This window comes from Deltaproteobacteria bacterium (assembly GCA_016177765.1).
Lineage (GTDB): Bacteria > UBA10199 > UBA10199 > JACPAL01 > JACOUP01 > JACOUP01.
Window position 1 is genome coordinate 1 of sequence record JACOUP010000008.1, and the last position, 15,451, is coordinate 15,451.

Annotated in this window: 12 protein-coding genes, 1 tRNA gene, 1 rRNA gene and 1 other RNA gene; 6 read left to right on the top strand and 9 right to left on the bottom strand. The window is 52.4% G+C overall.

The features are described 5' to 3' along the window. The 9 genes from HYS22_02460 to rnr form a co-directional block, all read right to left on the bottom strand. Positions 1 to 602: ribosomal RNA gene (locus HYS22_02460) — 16S ribosomal RNA — on the bottom strand; the annotation flags it as partial. Between the two features lie 349 nt (positions 603 to 951). After that, the gene (locus HYS22_02465) at positions 952 to 2,154 is read right to left on the bottom strand and encodes a tyrosine--tRNA ligase (protein ID MBI1909016.1); all 1,203 of its coding nucleotides are present in this window, start codon (positions 2,152 to 2,154) and stop codon (positions 952 to 954) included. Positions 2,155 to 2,185: 31 nt separating this feature from the next. Beyond that, positions 2,186 to 2,968, bottom strand: a complete 783-nt coding sequence (locus HYS22_02470; protein ID MBI1909017.1) for a TIGR00282 family metallophosphoesterase — start codon at positions 2,966 to 2,968, stop codon at positions 2,186 to 2,188. After that, positions 2,965 to 4,521, bottom strand: coding sequence for a ribonuclease Y (rny, locus tag HYS22_02475; protein ID MBI1909018.1), 1,557 nt, complete (start codon positions 4,519 to 4,521; stop codon positions 2,965 to 2,967). The genes HYS22_02470 and rny overlap by 4 nt, the downstream gene beginning before the upstream one ends. Further along, positions 4,518 to 5,123 carry a 5-formyltetrahydrofolate cyclo-ligase gene (locus HYS22_02480; protein MBI1909019.1) on the bottom strand — a complete coding sequence of 202 codons (606 nt, stop codon included), beginning with the start codon at positions 5,121 to 5,123 and terminating at the stop codon, positions 4,518 to 4,520. Before HYS22_02480 ends, rny begins: the two co-directional genes overlap by 4 nt. Before the next feature lie 181 nt (positions 5,124 to 5,304). Next, a non-coding RNA gene (ssrS, locus tag HYS22_02485) (6S RNA) lies at positions 5,305 to 5,489 on the bottom strand. Between the two features lie 70 nt (positions 5,490 to 5,559). Next, positions 5,560 to 5,838, bottom strand: coding sequence for a cell division protein ZapA (locus HYS22_02490; protein ID MBI1909020.1), 279 nt, complete (start codon positions 5,836 to 5,838; stop codon positions 5,560 to 5,562). A 50-nt stretch (positions 5,839 to 5,888) separates the two neighbouring features. After that, entirely contained in the window at positions 5,889 to 7,418 is a 1,530-nt protein-coding gene (locus HYS22_02495; protein MBI1909021.1) for a glycosyltransferase, read from the bottom strand. Positions 7,419 to 7,479: 61 nt separating this feature from the next. Continuing rightward, a complete protein-coding gene (gene rnr, locus HYS22_02500) occupies positions 7,480 to 8,988 on the bottom strand; it encodes a ribonuclease R (GenBank protein MBI1909022.1) in 1,509 nt (502 codons plus the stop codon). Positions 8,989 to 9,060: 72 nt separating this feature from the next. Between rnr and HYS22_02505 the strand changes: the two genes are divergently transcribed. The 6 genes from HYS22_02505 (at position 9,061) to HYS22_02530 (ending at position 15,418) form a co-directional block, all read left to right on the top strand. Next, on the top strand, positions 9,061 to 9,246 hold the full coding sequence (locus tag HYS22_02505; protein MBI1909023.1) for a hypothetical protein: 186 nt from the start codon (positions 9,061 to 9,063) through the stop codon (positions 9,244 to 9,246). A gap of 3 nt (positions 9,247 to 9,249) precedes the next feature. Then, positions 9,250 to 9,332, top strand: a tRNA-Leu gene (locus tag HYS22_02510). Between the two features lie 42 nt (positions 9,333 to 9,374). Then, positions 9,375 to 9,695 (top strand): hypothetical protein, encoded by a 321-nt coding sequence (locus HYS22_02515; protein ID MBI1909024.1) that lies wholly within the window; start codon positions 9,375 to 9,377, stop codon positions 9,693 to 9,695. Positions 9,696 to 9,786: 91 nt separating this feature from the next. Then, the gene (locus HYS22_02520; GenBank protein MBI1909025.1) at positions 9,787 to 11,040 is read left to right on the top strand and encodes a TolC family protein; all 1,254 of its coding nucleotides are present in this window, start codon (positions 9,787 to 9,789) and stop codon (positions 11,038 to 11,040) included. Then, on the top strand, positions 11,037 to 12,140 hold the full coding sequence (locus HYS22_02525) for an efflux RND transporter periplasmic adaptor subunit (GenBank protein ID MBI1909026.1): 1,104 nt from the start codon (positions 11,037 to 11,039) through the stop codon (positions 12,138 to 12,140). The genes HYS22_02520 and HYS22_02525 overlap by 4 nt, the downstream gene beginning before the upstream one ends. Then, positions 12,137 to 15,418, top strand: a complete 3,282-nt coding sequence (locus tag HYS22_02530; protein MBI1909027.1) for an efflux RND transporter permease subunit — start codon at positions 12,137 to 12,139, stop codon at positions 15,416 to 15,418. Before HYS22_02525 ends, HYS22_02530 begins: the two co-directional genes overlap by 4 nt. The last annotated feature ends 33 nt before the right edge of the window (positions 15,419 to 15,451 follow it).

Sequence of the window (15,451 nt, forward strand, 5' to 3'; positions counted from 1 at the left end):
CTACACGCGCTTTACGCCCAGTAATTCCGAACAACGCTAGCACCCTCCGTTTTACCGCGGCTGCTGGCACGGAGTTAGCCGGTGCTTCCTCCAGGGGTACCGTCAATCCGGGATCCTGTTCGAATCCCGAGGATTCTTCCCCCTAGACAGAGCTTTACGACCCGAAGGCCTTCATCACTCACGCGGCGTTGCTGCGTCAGGGTTTCCCCCATTGCGCAATATTCCCCACTGCTGCCTCCCGTAGGAGTCTGGACCGTGTCTCAGTTCCAGTGTGGCTGATCGTCCTCTCAGACCAGCTACCCGTCATCGCCTTGGTAGGCCATTACCCTACCAACTAGCTGATGGGCCACAGGCTCATCCTTCCGTGATAGCTTACAAGTAGAGGCCATCTTTTACCTCAAGGACTAGACGTCCTCGTGGTCATATCCGGTATTAGCCAACCTTTCGGCAGGTTGTCCCGGTCAGAAGGGCAGATTACCCATGTGCTACTCACCCGTTCGCCGCTTTACACATCCCCTTGCGGGGACTATCTCGCGCGACTTGCATGTGTTAGGCACGCCGCCAGCGTTCGTTCTGAGCCAGAATCAAACTCTCCAGTTAAATTCGAGTTCGATTTTAAGAAAATACTACTTTTCCCCAAATGAATTTGGGGCCCATACGATTTTGCTGACTACCTAGTTTTCAAAGAGCGCGGGAAGACAACCTTCCCTTCTCCCAAAAAGGGAGAACAAAAAATCCCGGCAATTTTAAGGATCAAACCCTACACTCCGAAGCGACGCGGTGGTGTAGCAGAACTTCCGCGGGAACGTCAAGCCTAAAAACAAGCCAAAAGCGCTTTTATTCTAGGCACTTTTCCTGAAATGTCAAGATAAGGAAAACAACTAGCCGCAGAGCGGCGTTGAGGGGGAGGCTCCGTCCGGCCATGCCGGCGGAGGGGGCGACGCGAGCCCCTTATGAAGAGAATCGGAGCTTTTTGAAGCGTCTTTTCCCCACCTTGAGGAGGTATTCCCCAACCGGCGGAAGGGTATGAAACTCGTTGGTCACCTTCTGGTCATTGACAGAGACCGCATCCTGTTTGATCAGACGGCGGGCCTCCGAGCGGCTGGAGACCATCCCCAGGTCTGAAAGGATCTGGGCCAGAAAGGGATGCTCCTTGGAGGTCGGAAGCCTGGTTTCTTCAATCTCCGAGGGGAGCCCCTGGGCTGAAAAGATCCTCTCAAACTCCTCGGCCGCCTTTTCCGCCAAAATCGGACTGTGAAACCGGGCCACAATCTCTTTGGCCAAAGTCACCTTGGCCTGTTTGGGATGGGTACTCCCCTGAGCGACACTTTCCTTGAGGGCCGCAATTTCCGACAGACTTTTGTTTGAAAGCAATTCATAATAAGACCACATCAGGGTATCCGAAATAGACATGAGCTTGCCAAACACCTGTTGTGGCGTTTCCGTAATGCCAATGGAGTTCCCATAAGATTTGCTCATCTTTTGAACCCCGTCAGTCCCGACCAGAAGCGGCATGGTCAGAACCACTTGGGAATCCTGATTGTAGAGTTTCTGAATCGTCCGTCCCATGAGAAGATTGAATTTCTGATCGGTTCCTCCCAATTCCACGTCCGCCCTCAGTTGGACGGAGTCATACGCCTGAAGGAGAGGATAGATAAATTCCAGGATAGAGATGGGATCTCCCTTTTTGAACCGGTTTTGAAAATCGTCTCTCTCCAACATCCGCGCCACGGTCTGCTTGGCTACCAGCTCAATAAAATCCAGGGTGGTCATTTTTGAAAGCCAGGCGCTGTTAAAGCAGGTTTGCGTCCTCTTGCGGTCAAGGATTTTGAAAACCTGTTCTTCGTAAGTGCGGATATTTTTCTTGATTTCTCCGTTGGAGAGTCTCGGTCTTGTCTCGGAACGGCCTGTTGGATCACCAACCATCGCCGTGTAGTCTCCAATCAGGAAGATCACCTGATGGCCCAGATCCTGAAACTGTTTTAGCTTTTGAAGAAGAACCGTGTGTCCCAGATGGAGGTCGGGGGTGGTCGGATCAAAACCGGCCTTGATCCGAAGGGGCTTCCCCTTTTTTAATTTATCGAAGAGCTCCGGCTCAGAAATGATTTCAATAACTCCCCTTTTGAGGAGTTCCAGCTGCTCGGTCGGTTTCACCAGGACTCTGCTATACCTAAAAGTTCCCCTCTCAAGCAACTTTTTTCTGGATCCTCTGGATCGACCGGGCCTTCCCACTCCTTTCGTCGGCATCGATCAGGACTGCAGACAAGCGGGGGTCCCCCAAGGCCACCTCGAACTTTTCAGGGATCCGGCTGGTAAACCTTTTAAGTGCGACTTCCTTGGCAAGGCCAATCACCGAATCATAGGGCCCCGTCATCCCGACATCGGTAAGAACCGCGGTCCCTCCCGGCAGGATTTCTTCGTCCGCGGTGGGAACATGGGTATGGGTGCCGATCACCGCTGTCACCCGGCCATCAAGATACCAGCCGATCGCCCTTTTTTCGCTGGTTGCCTCGGCATGCATATCGACAACGACAATATCCGTTTGCCCCTGCCACTCGGCCAGGATCCGATCGGTTGTCCTGAACGGGCAATCCTTCGGCGTCATATGGACAAGCCCCTCCAGATTGATGACACCAACACGGACCCCCATGTAATCGTTGTAAATACAGGCCCCTTGCCCGGGGGAACCGGGTGGGTAATTGGCCGGTTTCAAAAGACGGCGATTTTCCTGGATATACGGCATGATTTCCTTCTGGTCCCAAATGTGATTTCCGGAGGTGAGGACATTGATTTTTTGGGCCAGAAGATCGTTAGCAATCTTCGGAGTAACGCCGCGGCCGTGGGCGGCATTCTCGCAGTTGGCGATAACAAAATCGATTTTGTGTTCGGCAATCAAAGAAGGCAAACCGAGGCGCACCGCCTCGCGGCCCGGTTCACCAAAAATATCGCCGATAAGGAGTATTTTCATCGTGCGTAGTCCACCGCCCGTGTCTCCCGAATCACCGTCACCTTGATCTGCCCCGGATAGGTCAACTCGTTTTCAATTTTCTTGGTGATATCTTTGCAGAGCATCAGGGCATCCGCATCCCCAATCTTTTCCGGCTGGACAAGGACACGCAATTCCCGCCCGGCCTGAATGCCATAGGCCTTCTCGACACTGGGGAAAGAGAGGGCTATTTTTTCAAGTTCTTCGAGCCTTTTCACATACGCCTCGGTCTGTTCCATCCGCGCCCCGGGACGCGCGCCTGACAGGGCATCCGCCGCTTCCACAAGATGATCAAGGACACTGTCCTGCGGAATATCTTCATGGTGAGCCCAGACCGCATGCCAGATTTCCTGCGTCTCTCCGTACTTTTTGGCAAACTCCCCGCCGATCACTGCATGGGATCCGGGGATTTCGTGCGAAACTGCCTTGCCGATATCATGCAAGAGCCCTGCCCTTCGTGCCGCCTTGACATTCAAACCCAATTCAGAAGCCATGATCCCACACATAAAACCAACTTCAATCGAGTGCCTCAGGACATTCTGGGCATAACTGTAACGGAACTTGAGCGTCCCCAATAATTTGGCAATTTCCGGATGGACATTGTGTATTTCCAGTTCAAAAAGCGCCTGCTGGCCAGCCTCTCGAATGGACTGGTCAATTTCCTTGGAAACCTTCTCGACCACCTCCTCGATTCTTGCGGGATGGATCCGCCCATCTTGCAACAATCGTTCGAGTGCGATCCGCGCCACCTCTCTCCGCACAGGACTGTGTGACGAGAGAACCACGGCGCCAGGGGTGTCATCGATCACGAGATCAACACCGGTTAAGGACTCAAGGGCACGGATGTTCCTTCCCTCTCTACCGATAATCCGTCCTTTCATGTCATCGGAGGGAAGATTGACCACGGAAACAGACCTTTCCTGGACCCATTCACCGGCGATTCTCTCAATGGCAAGGCTGATGATCTTTTTTGACTTGCGGTCGGCTGACTCCTTGGCCTCGTCTTCAATCACCTTCACTTTCTTGGCCGCCTCATGTTTGGCCTCATCGACCATCTGCTCCATTAATATCCGGCGGGCCTCTTCACCTGACAATCCCGAAACTCTTTCCAGGGCCTTGCGTGATTCCTCAACAAGCCCCTTGTACTCGTTTTCCGCTTCCTCGGTCTTTCTTTTCTTTTCTTCCAGATCTTTCTGCAAACGCCCGGTCTCCGTCTCTTTGGACTGGAGACTTTCAAACTTCCGGTCGAGGTTGTCCTCCTTGCCAAGCAGTCTCTTCTCGAGACTCTGGAGTTCCTGACGCCGGGATCTTGTCTCCTCTTCAAACTCCATCTTGGCTTTGTAGACAAAATCCTTGGCCGAGAGCTCAGCCTCCTTCTTGATGGCACCGGCCTTCTTTTCCGCCTCTTCCACCAGAACCTTCACATGGCTTTCCGCCGACTTCTGTTCCTTCTCTTCCATCTTTCTACGAACAAAAAATCCAAAAATCCCACCCACAAAAAGGACCCCAAAAGAAACAGATAATAGAACAATCATTTCGCTCGACATAACGGTCCCCTTCCTTTTTGAATGATCCGTTTTTCAGTCACCACAACATCGCAAGACAAATCTTTTTCATCTCTTGGCAGGAGGGAAACAATCTGGAAATCGTAGGCAAGACCCACCCGGAGATCTATGGGGACAGACCCCAGACGATCATAAAAGCCTCCCCCATACCCCAAACGAAATCCTTCTTCATCAAAGGCGACCCCCGGTACGAAAAGAAGATCAAGCCCCTCTGCCATGATCCCACGGTCTGAAGGTTCCAAGATCCCGAATGACCCGGTCTGCAACTCCTCAGCACCCGACACCTTGAAAAAATCCAGTTTTTTTCTACTGCGGTTAATGCGGGGGTAAAACAGGTCGGAACCGTTTTTCCGAAAAGTTTGGAAGAGAAGCGACGTTGTCACCTCATTTTTGATTGGGCTGTAGAGGCCGACACTGCGGGGTGGGGATTTGAATTTTTGCAAAACGACCGAGAGCGCCCGCTCCTGGATCTGGACGCCAACCGTTTCTACAAAAGAAGAGGCCGACTCCTCGCGCCGGGCAAGAAAACGGACCCGCAAATTCTGTTTGGCTGACTCACCCTTCGACAGCAACGTCTCCCCCTCGTCAAGAGAGGGGATCAGGAGGAAAAGAAAAAAGTCACGTGATAGGAGCCAATAGCAGATCTCCTAAAGAAAGAAACGATCCCAATTCTTTTAGAATAAGACTTTTTCTATTTTTCCCCACACAACCCCGCTCAAGGTTAACAATAAAAAAAACAACCACTCCCAAATTTTACCCCCTGCCTTTGCCGTGCGGACGAAGAGTTTATGAACCCTAGTTTAACTGGGTGGGTACCTTATTTGCCGCTTCAGGCTTCTCCAGACCTCGGAGCTTGCACACCACAGCAAGCGATCAGTACCCGATGATGAAGTTACGGTTCTAAAACGTTTCCTCCATCACGTACAACGCAGGGGGAAACCCCATTATCCATTTAAAAGAACGTTTGGGTGAATCACCCTTGGGTGAAGCACCCTTGGGTGAAGCACCCTAAATCTGCGAACCAATCAACTCAATTAGGTCCTTGATCTTCCTTTCTGCCTTGACCATACTCCCTTTTTTCGTCTCTTTGAAGCGAAAATATTCATCCGCAATATTCAAACAGGTCAGAAGGGCCACACTCAAGGTTGGGACTGTTTTGGCCTGTGATGAGAGCTCCGTCAACTTCTGGCCCACATAATCGGTGACCCGGCCGACATGCCCGTCATCGGCATCCGTCTTGACCGTAAACTTCTGATTTAAGAGTGTAATCTCAACAGGTCTTTTCATAACGAGAATCCTAAGGAGCGACTATATTGACTTCTGAAGTCAAAGTCAATTTATTTGGAAACCGTTTCGGAGGAAGGGTGATTCACCCAAAGGCGAAAAAGCGGCAGAAAATCGGGGACCCGTCCTGACTGGTGGAACGACATGAAAGCGGTATAAAGGTACCCCATTTGAAAGAGGACAAGGAAAGGCAGAGAAAGGTACAAATCGTTGACCAGGGAATAGATCACAGCGATCGTGAAATGGACCCCTAAAGCGAGTTCAATAAAACTAACGTAATCAAATTTACCCTTATATTTTTTATTTTTCCAGAGGTCGCCTTTCTTCACAACAGCATATTTGGGGGTTCTGGAAAATTCTCCCTCCCTTGAAAGAAGCGCCTCAACAACCGCCTTGGCATTATTAACGGAAAGCCCTATCCCCAGAGCGAGATTGAAGGGAAGGTATTTGATCCGAGCCACCCAGTCGGGATAGATCTCCCTCTGGGAATAGAGATAAAAGAAGACCACTGAAAAGGTAGCTGACAAAAAGAACGGGATATCCAGCAGAAATGTCCCCTCCCAACCTAGTTGATGCCGGACATAAAGGGAGAAAGGCAGAAGGATGGAAACAACAAACATGGCCAGATAGGCAAAATTGGCCCCCAGATGAAACAGCGCCTCCAGCTTGACTTTGCGGGAAAACGAACTCCTGAGGATACGAGGGAGGAGTTTTCTGGCGGTCTGGATTGAACCTTTGGCCCAACGGTGTTGTTGCGTCTTGAAGGCGTTGATATCGACCGGCAGTTCGGCCGGAGAGACCACATCCTCCAGATAAAGGAACTGCCACCCTTCCAATTGGGCCCGATAGGAAAGATCCAGATCCTCCGTCAAGGTGTCACACTGCCAGCCCCCCGCGGTCTGGATCGCCTCCCTCCGCCAGACCCCGGCCGTTCCATTAAAGTTGAAGAACCGTCCGGAACGATTACGGGCCGTGTGCTCGATCATGAAGTGGCCATCCAGAAAGATCGACTGCGTCTGGGTAAGGAGTGAAAAGTCTTTATTCAGGTGCTCCCAACGAACCTGAACCATTCCGATGCCCGGATTTTCCAAAAAGTGGGGGACGGTTTTCTCCAGGAAGTCCGGTTCCGGAACAAAGTCTGCATCAAAGACGGCAATAAAATTCCCCTTGGCCTTTTTGAGTCCATGATTCAAGGCCCCGGCCTTGAAACCGGTACGATCCTCACGATGGATCAGAACAATATCCAGGCCTTCCTGGGCAAGGTCGTCCACAAGAGACCTCGCAATGGAAGTGGTCTCATCCGTCGAATCGTCCAAAACCTGAATCTCCAGTTTGTCCCTGGGGTATTTCAAACGAGAGACCGCCGAGAGGAGACGCGGGGCCACATACCTCTCATTAAAGATGGGAAGTTGAACCGTTACTACGGGGATCTCTTCCGACAACAAGGACTCAAACAGCCGCGCCCTTGGCTTGTTTTGTTTATACTTCGAATACAAATAAGAAAGATAATAACGATGAACCCCGAAAATAGAGAGGATCGAAAAGAGGAGATAGTAAAAACCGACAAATAAAATTGAAACCATAGCGGCGTCGGACTTATATAGAAGCAAGGGGGTGTTGTCAAGATGACCCAAAACTATGTAATTACTTACTATTCTGGACCTCCAAATCAATCCATCGCTTCTCTAAATTCACACCGGCCACCTTTACAGAGATGCGGTCGCCGATACGAAACCGTCGTTTTGTCTTGCGGCCAACGAGGGACTGATGTTTTTCGTGATAAACGTAGTAGTCATCCTTCAATTTTCGCATTGGGACAAGCCCTTCCACAAAGAAGGCGATCAGTTCGACAAAGAACCCGAACTTGGTAACGCCGGCAATGATCCCCTCATACACCTCCCCCACTTTGCCCTTCATAAATTGACAGGCGACCTGATCGCGTGAGGCATACTCTGCCTTCATCGCCACTCGCTCACGTTCGGAACAATGTTTGGAAATCTGTTGTAGGGGCGCGGTTCCCGCGCCCGGGCGGGGAGACCCCGCCCCTACGATTCCCGCCAAGATCCGATGCACCACCAGATCCGGATACCGTCGGATTGGAGAGGTAAAATGGGTGTAACATTCGGAAGCCAATCCGAAATGACCGATATTGTCGGTGCCATAAACGGCCTGCTTCATGGAACGAAGCATCATGGTGTTGATCAGTTTTTCTTCCGGCAATCCTTTGACCTGGCGGAGGAGATCGGCCAGAACCGCCGGGCGGATCGTCTTGCCCATCCTCAAAGGAATCCCCAGATTATGGAGAAGTTCCCTGAAATTAGCGAGTTTCTCCGGATCCGGCTTGTCGTGGGTCCGGTAGACCATCGGGTTCCCTTTTTCTGTCACAAATCTGGCCACCGCCTCGTTGGCGGCAATCATCAACTCTTCAATGATCCGGTGTGCCTTGTTTCTCTCCGCCTTCACAATTTTTTCAACCTTCCCCTCCTCCAGGTCTTGTACAATCTCCGGCTCCGGAAGGTCAAAATCGATGCTCCCCCGTGTGGTCCGCTGAAGGCCGATCTTGTCTGCCAGCTCTTCCAGCAATTCCAAATTGCCGATGAGAGAATGCCACTTTTTTCGGGCCGCCTCTTCACGATCCACCAGGATTTTCCGAACAATCGTGTAAGTAAGACGGGCACAACTTTTGATGACGCTCTTGTAAAATTGCGACCGGATCGGTCTTCCCTGAAAATCGAAATCGATCTCGGCAGTGAAGGTCAGGCGGTCTTCATGCGGATTGAGACTGCAAATCCCGTTCGACAATTTTTCGGGCAACATCGGCAGACAGTCCCCCGGAAAGTAGACACTGGTCGCCCGACTGGAGGCCTCGGCATCCAGGGCCGTTTTGGGACGGACATAGTGGCTGACATCGGCAATGGAAACCCAGAGACGGTAAGAATGATCAGACTTCTGAACGGCGACGGCATCATCGAAATCCTTGGCCGTTTCCCCATCAATCGTCACGATAGGGATCGACCGGAGATCAACCCTCCCCTGGATCTCTTCCAGAAGAACGCGGGAAGGAATCGCCTCCGCTTCTTTAAGAACCTCCGGTGGAAAGACCAACGGGAGTTCAAACTTCTTCAAAATATCGGCAAAAGCTGTTTTTATCATGCCCCCCTATCTCATAGTTGACGGTTATCGTCAATTGGTCTATAGGCCGGTGGAGAATTTGAGGAGTAAAAAATGTCGCCCAGAAAAGAAGAAGATCTTCTGGAGGATTACTGCCCCCATTGCGGCCAATATACCGGAGGGGACTCGATCTGCCCGAACTGCGGCGGAAAGATTTTCGACGACAGCGGCCTGAACGAAGAGGAGGAGGAAGAGGATGCCGGGGGAGGCTTGGGGGAGGATGACGAGGAAGAGTTTTAGAACGCCCGGGTGGTGGAATGGCAGACACGCTAGCTTCAGGAGCTAGTGACCGCAAGGTCGTGCAGGTTCAACTCCTGTCCCGGGCATATATATTGACACCCCTTCCCTAAACTGTTACTATCAGCCTGATGGTTAAGAAATTCGGAATGTTGTGTCTTATCCTCTTCCTCCAAGGGATCTTTTGGAGTGGGTCGTTCTGTACGGGAAAAATGGACTGCTGTGGCCCGCAGACTTCAGCGGCCATCAGTTGTTGTGTTTCCAATGGTCAGGGGACGGCCAACAATACCCCACAGGTCAGGCCCGAGGCGTCAACAATCACGATTGATTTTTCACCGACCTCCATCGCCTTGGCCTCCGAGCAGTTCCCTGTTTCTTCTCTTCAAGGAGGGATTCATTTCAACGATCACGCCCCACCGCTTTTCATCACCAAGTCTGCACTGTTAGTCTAATCCTCATTAAAAAATCCCCCTTAAATCCCCCTTTGTCAAAGGGGGTGAGGGGGATTTCAAAGTGGCTCGCTCTACGTGAGAGGATTAGATTATGCGTTTTGTCGGACTCGTCACAATTTTGGCCTTGTTCCTGCCTCTCCCTCTGCGGGGTCAGGAAGGAGTTTTGACCCTCGATGAAGCGGTCGTTGAAGTCTTGGCCAACAACCCGGATATCCTGGCGGCCGGATACCGATCAGCGGCGGCAAGGGCAAAGGTTGGCAAGGCAAAGGCGCTCGATGACCCGATGGTTGGGGTGACTTTTGACGACGTCCCGCTTAACACCGCCAACGTCAAAAAATCGGAAGAGATCAATTACCGGATTGAGCAAAAGATCCCGTTCCCTGGGAAACGGTATGTTAAAGGGAAGGTAGCCCGCTTTGAGGCAAAGGCGGTGGCGGAAAACTCCCGCGGTCAGACAAGTGATGTCATCCTTGACTTGAAAAAAACCTACTACGAAACCTACCGGGTCGACCGATCGCTGGAGGTAAACCGGGAAAATCAAAAATTGCTTAGACAGTTTCTCGGTTCAACAGAGACACGCTACGCCACCGGTCAAACAACCGCTGATGCCCCGCTCAAGGCCCAGGTGGAACTCTCCAAACTGGCCAATGAGGAAATCTCCCTCGAACAGGAACGAGTCACCCATGAGGCCCATCTAAAGGCCCTGATGAATCGCCACATTGAAAATGAACTCCGCCTCCCCAAGACATTGGTCTGGCCGCGATTGCAAACACCTCTCGAAGAGGTGAAGGAAAAGGCCTTCGAAATGCGGCCGGAACTGGGAACCTTGCGCCAGATGAGGAATAGAGATCGTTCTCAATTAACTGCCGCGCGGCAGGGGTTGATTCCCGATTTTTCGCTCGGTTTCATGTACGGCCAGCGTCCTCTGACTGAGGACACCTGGACCGCCACAGCAATGATCAACCTCCCGATCTTTTTCTGGGGGAAGAACAGGGCCGAAATCAGGGAGGCGAAGGCCTCACTCAAGGCAACTGAGGCAGAAAGTGCCTCGATGGAGGTCCATACCGAGCATGAAATTCAGCAGGCGTATAGTGCGGTCCAATCATCTCAAAAGATTATTACAAAGTTTGAAAAGGAAATCCTGCCACAAGCCAAAACCAGTCTGGAAGCGGCCCGCCTGGCCTATAGCACCAACAAGATTGATTTCATGACCCTGACCGATGCCGCACGGACTTATAAGGAGCTACAATTTTCTTACTATGAAAACCAGGCACGACTCGGAACCTCATTTGCCGAACTGGAACGGCTCTCAGGGACCACCTTTAAAGAAGGAGAGAAACAATGAAAAAGAAAATAATCGTGGTGTTGGTGGGCCTACTTGCTCTCGCGTTTTCATACCGGTTTTGGAACAAAGACAACCAGCCCCAACGGGGCGTTGAGGGGGAGGCTCCAGCGGCTTCGCCGATGGAGGGGGCGACGCGAGCCCCTGCAAAAGACATAACCACCAAACAACAAATTAGTCACTACACCTGCCCGATGCACCCGCATATCCATGAGGATCGTCCCGGGAATTGTCCGATTTGTAGTATGCGTTTGGTGCCGGTGTATAAAGAGATCTCTTCAATTAACCCTCTCCTGTCAACGGGAGAGGGTGGCCCGCCAGAGGCGGGACGGGTGAGGGGAATAACCATCTCCCCCGAACGCCAGCAGAGGGTCGGGATCAAGACAGAAATAGCGGCAAGAAAAAATGCAGTGAAAGAGATCCGGACCTTTGGCCGGGTAGCGTTTGACCCTGATCTGGCCGTTGCGGAGCGGGAATTTATTGAGATTTCTAAAAACGTCCCAAATTTGAAGGCCGCCGCCGTTTCAAGATTAAGACTCCTTGGGATGTCGGCCGAAGAGATCCGCGACCTGGAAAAGAGGGGAACGGTCTCAAAGAGTCTCTACCTCCCAGAGAAAGGAGATCCGGTCTGGATTTATGCTACACTGTATGAAAATGAGATGGCGCTGGTCCAACCGGGGATGGAGGCAGCAATTGATGCCGGCAGTGATAAAAAGTTGAAAGGAATTGTCCGCGCCGTCGACCCCGTGGTTGATCCAACGACCCGTTCGGTTCGCGCCAGGGTCGAAGTCCCGGGGGCTGGCGGAGAAATAAAACCGGAGAGCTTTGTCACGGTCGTTCTTAAAATTGATCTGGGAGAGGCGTTGTTGATTCCAAAATCATCGGTGATCGATACCGGGACACGCAAGGTCCTCTTTGTGGTTCATGACAACCTCCACTTTGAGGCGCGTGAGGTAGAGACCGGCGCCGAGACCGGGGAAGAACAGGTGATTCTCAAAGGTTTGTCAGAGGGAGAAAAGGTGGTGACAAGCGCCACATTTTTGGTGGACTCGGAGAGTCAGTTGAAGGCTTCGGTGGAAGGAATGGGAGGGCATGAACATTGATTGAGAAAATTATAGAATTTTCCGCCAGAAATAAATTCATCGTCCTGACGTTTATCGCCGTCTTGATGGTCGTCGGCGTTGTCTGCCTGAAAAAGGTCCCGCTCGACGCGATCCCGGACCTCTCGGACACACAGGTGATCATCTATTCCCGCTGGGACAGGGCCCCAAACATCATTGAAGACCAGGTGACTTACCCGATCATCACCGCCCTCCTGGGGGCCCCGAAGATCAAGGCGATCCGCGGTTTCTCCGACTTCGGGTACTCCTATGTTTACGCCATCTTTGAAGACGGTACCGATGTCTACTGGGCCCGGAGCCGGACGCTGGAATATCTCTCAAAGATCATCCCCCGATTGCCGGAAGGGGTCAAAACGGAACTGGGCCCGGATGCCACCGGCGTCGGTTGGATTTTTGAATATGCCCTTGTTGATTCTTCTGGGAAACATGACCTCCAGGAACTGAAGAGTTTTCAGGACTGGACGATCAAGTACCAACTGCAAAGCGTCCCTGGAGTCGCCGAGGTCGCCTCTTTCGGCGGTTCTGTCAAACAATATCAGGTCAACGTTGACCCCAAGAGGCTTCTCGCCACCAACAGTCCGCTCAACCGTGTGATCGAGGCGATTCGAAAGGGAAACAATGAAATCGGAGGCCGGTTGGTCGAATTCAGCGGCCGGGAATATATGGTCCGCGGGCGGGGGTATATCCGCTCGATTGAAGATATTGAAAACATTGCTGTGGGCTTGAACCCAAAGACAGGAACCCCCATTCTCGTTAAGAACATCGGTTCGGTCACGATCGGCCCTGAACTGAGGCGGGGGGTTGCCGACCTGGATGGCGAGGGGGATGTTGTCGGGGGCATCGTCGTGATGCGCTACGGTGAAAACGCCTTGAACGTCATCAACCGTGTGAAACAAAGAATCGAGGAACTAAAAACCTCATTTCCTGAAGGGGTCGAGATCATCACCACCTACGACCGGGCAGATCTGATCAGCCGCGCAATCAAGACCCTCAAAAATACATTGATTGACGAGCTGTTGATCGTAAGCCTCGTCATTCTGATCTTTCTCTGGCATATCCCTTCGGCCCTCGTCCCGATCATTACGATTCCGGTCTCCGTCCTGCTCGCCTTTATTCCTTTTTACCTGATGGGGTTTACCGCCAACATCATGTCCTTGGCCGGCATTGCGATCTCCGTCGGCGTCCTGGTGGATGGGGCGATTGTCGAGGTCGAAAACGCCTATAAAAAACTGGAGCAGTGGCTCTCCGGAGGACGAAAGGGAGATTTTCACCAAGTCCGCCTTCAGGCGTTAAAAGAGGTCGGACCTTCGGTCTTTTTTTCTCTCCTGGTGATTGCGGTCGCGTTCATCCCCGTCTTCACGCTGGTTGATCAGGAAGGACGCCTCTTCAAACCGCTTGCCTATTCCAAGAATCTCGCGATGGCGATCGCCGCCCTGCTCGCCATCACCCTCGACCCGGCCCTCCGGATGCTTTTCGCACGGATGGATTATTTTCACTGGCAACCAAAGTGGCTTGTTACCAGAAAGAAGATGACAGAGTGGCTCAACAAGATCGCCAATACCGTTTTTGTCGGACGTTATTATCCCGAAGAAAAACACCCGATCAGCCAGATCCTCTTTGCCGCCTACGAACCAGCCTGCCGCTTTGTTCTGAAACGGAAGAGGGAGACGCTGATCGCCGCCGGCCTCCTGATGTTAACCGCCCTCCCCCTCTATTTCAGCCTCGGCTCCGAGTTCATGCCACCGTTGAACGAAGGAACCATCCTTTATATGCCGACCTCTTTCCCCGGCCTTTCCGTTACAGAGGCGACACGGGTGTTGCAGATCCAGGACCGGATCCTCAAGACCTTTCCAGAGGTGGAACGAGTCTTCGGCAAGGTCGGCAGGGCGGAGACCTCCACCGACCCGGCCCCCTTTTCCATGGGGGAAACAACCGTTGTGCTAAAACCGGAGAATGAGTGGCGCCGGGTGAAACGCTGGTATTCCTGGCTTCCCGAGCGTTACCACCCATTCCTCAACCATTTCTGGAGAGAGACAATCTCCTGGGAGGAACTGACGGATGAAATGGATCGAAAGATGCAGATTGTCGGGTGGACGAATGCCTGGACGATGCCGATCAAAAACCGGATCGACATGCTTTCAACCGGGATCCGGACACCGATCGGGATAAAAATCTTCGGCGCCGATTTAAGGGAGATTGAACAAGTAGGCCGGCATCTGGAGGCGATTCTCAAGGAGGTCCCCGGCACACGCAGTATCTTTGCAGAACGTGTGGCGGGCGGTTATTTTCTGGATTACGACCTGAAAAGGGAGGAACTGGCCCGTTATGGATTGACCGTCGAGGATGCCGAAATGGTTATCGCCTCTGCAATCGGCGGTGAAAACATCACCACCACCATCGAGGGACGAGAACGGTACCCGGTCAACCTCCGTTATGCCCGGGAACTCCGTGACGATCTCCCTGAACTCCAACGGGTGCTTGTGCCAACCCCGTCAGGGGCGCAGATCCCGCTGGCCCTGATCGCCGACATCCATCTCTCCACAGGACCGGCGATGATCCGGGACGAAAACGGCCAGCTGACCGGTTACGTCTATATCGACATGAAAGGGAGGGATGTCGGCGGTTATGTGAGCGACGCCAAAAAGATTGTTCTCGAAAAATTGAAGCTCCCGACCGGCTACAGCCTGCAATGGAGCGGCCAGTATGAAAATATGATCCGTGTCAAAAAGAGGCTGGTCCTGATCGTCCCGCTGACCCTCTTCCTGATCTTTCTCCTCCTTTATATGAACACAAAGTCGCTTGTGAAAACCGGGATCGTCCTCTTGGCCGTCCCTTTTTCCCTGATCGGCGCCATCCTCCTCCTTTTCATCCTCGGTTATCATGTTTCGATTGCGGTTTGGGTCGGGATGATCGCCCTGATGGGGCTCGATGCGGAGACCGGCGTCTTTATGCTCCTCTTTCTGGACCTCTCTTATAAGGAGGCGGTTGAGAAGGGAAAGATGAAGACGAAAGAAGACCTGACTGAGGCGATTGTCCATGGCGCCGTCAAAAGGGTACGCCCCAAGATGATGACCGTGGCCGCCGCGATGATCGGACTTTTGCCGATCATGTGGTCGATCGGCACCGGGGCCGACCTCATGAAACGGATCGCCGCCCCGATGGTCGGAGGCCTCATCACCTCCTTCGCACTCGAACTTTTGATTTATCCGGTGTTGTATGCGATCTGGAAAGGGAGGGAGCTGCGGTGGACCTCAAAATAAACCCACTGGGGTGCCGGCACCAATTGTAAATTG

Coding starts and splice junctions, on each gene's coding strand:
- HYS22_02470 (MBI1909017.1), bottom strand. CDS start 2,968: ATGAAAATACTCCTTATCGGCGATATTTTTGGTGAACCGGGCCGCGAG.
- rny (MBI1909018.1), bottom strand. CDS start 4,521: ATGATTGTTCTATTATCTGTTTCTTTTGGGGTCCTTTTTGTGGGTGGG.
- HYS22_02490 (MBI1909020.1), bottom strand. CDS start 5,838: ATGAAAAGACCTGTTGAGATTACACTCTTAAATCAGAAGTTTACGGTC.
- HYS22_02495 (MBI1909021.1), bottom strand. CDS start 7,418: ATGGTTTCAATTTTATTTGTCGGTTTTTACTATCTCCTCTTTTCGATC.
- rnr (MBI1909022.1), bottom strand. CDS start 8,988: ATGATAAAAACAGCTTTTGCCGATATTTTGAAGAAGTTTGAACTCCCG.
- HYS22_02505 (MBI1909023.1), top strand. CDS start 9,061: ATGTCGCCCAGAAAAGAAGAAGATCTTCTGGAGGATTACTGCCCCCAT.
- HYS22_02515 (MBI1909024.1), top strand. CDS start 9,375: ATGGTTAAGAAATTCGGAATGTTGTGTCTTATCCTCTTCCTCCAAGGG.
- HYS22_02520 (MBI1909025.1), top strand. CDS start 9,787: ATGCGTTTTGTCGGACTCGTCACAATTTTGGCCTTGTTCCTGCCTCTC.
- HYS22_02525 (MBI1909026.1), top strand. CDS start 11,037: ATGAAAAAGAAAATAATCGTGGTGTTGGTGGGCCTACTTGCTCTCGCG.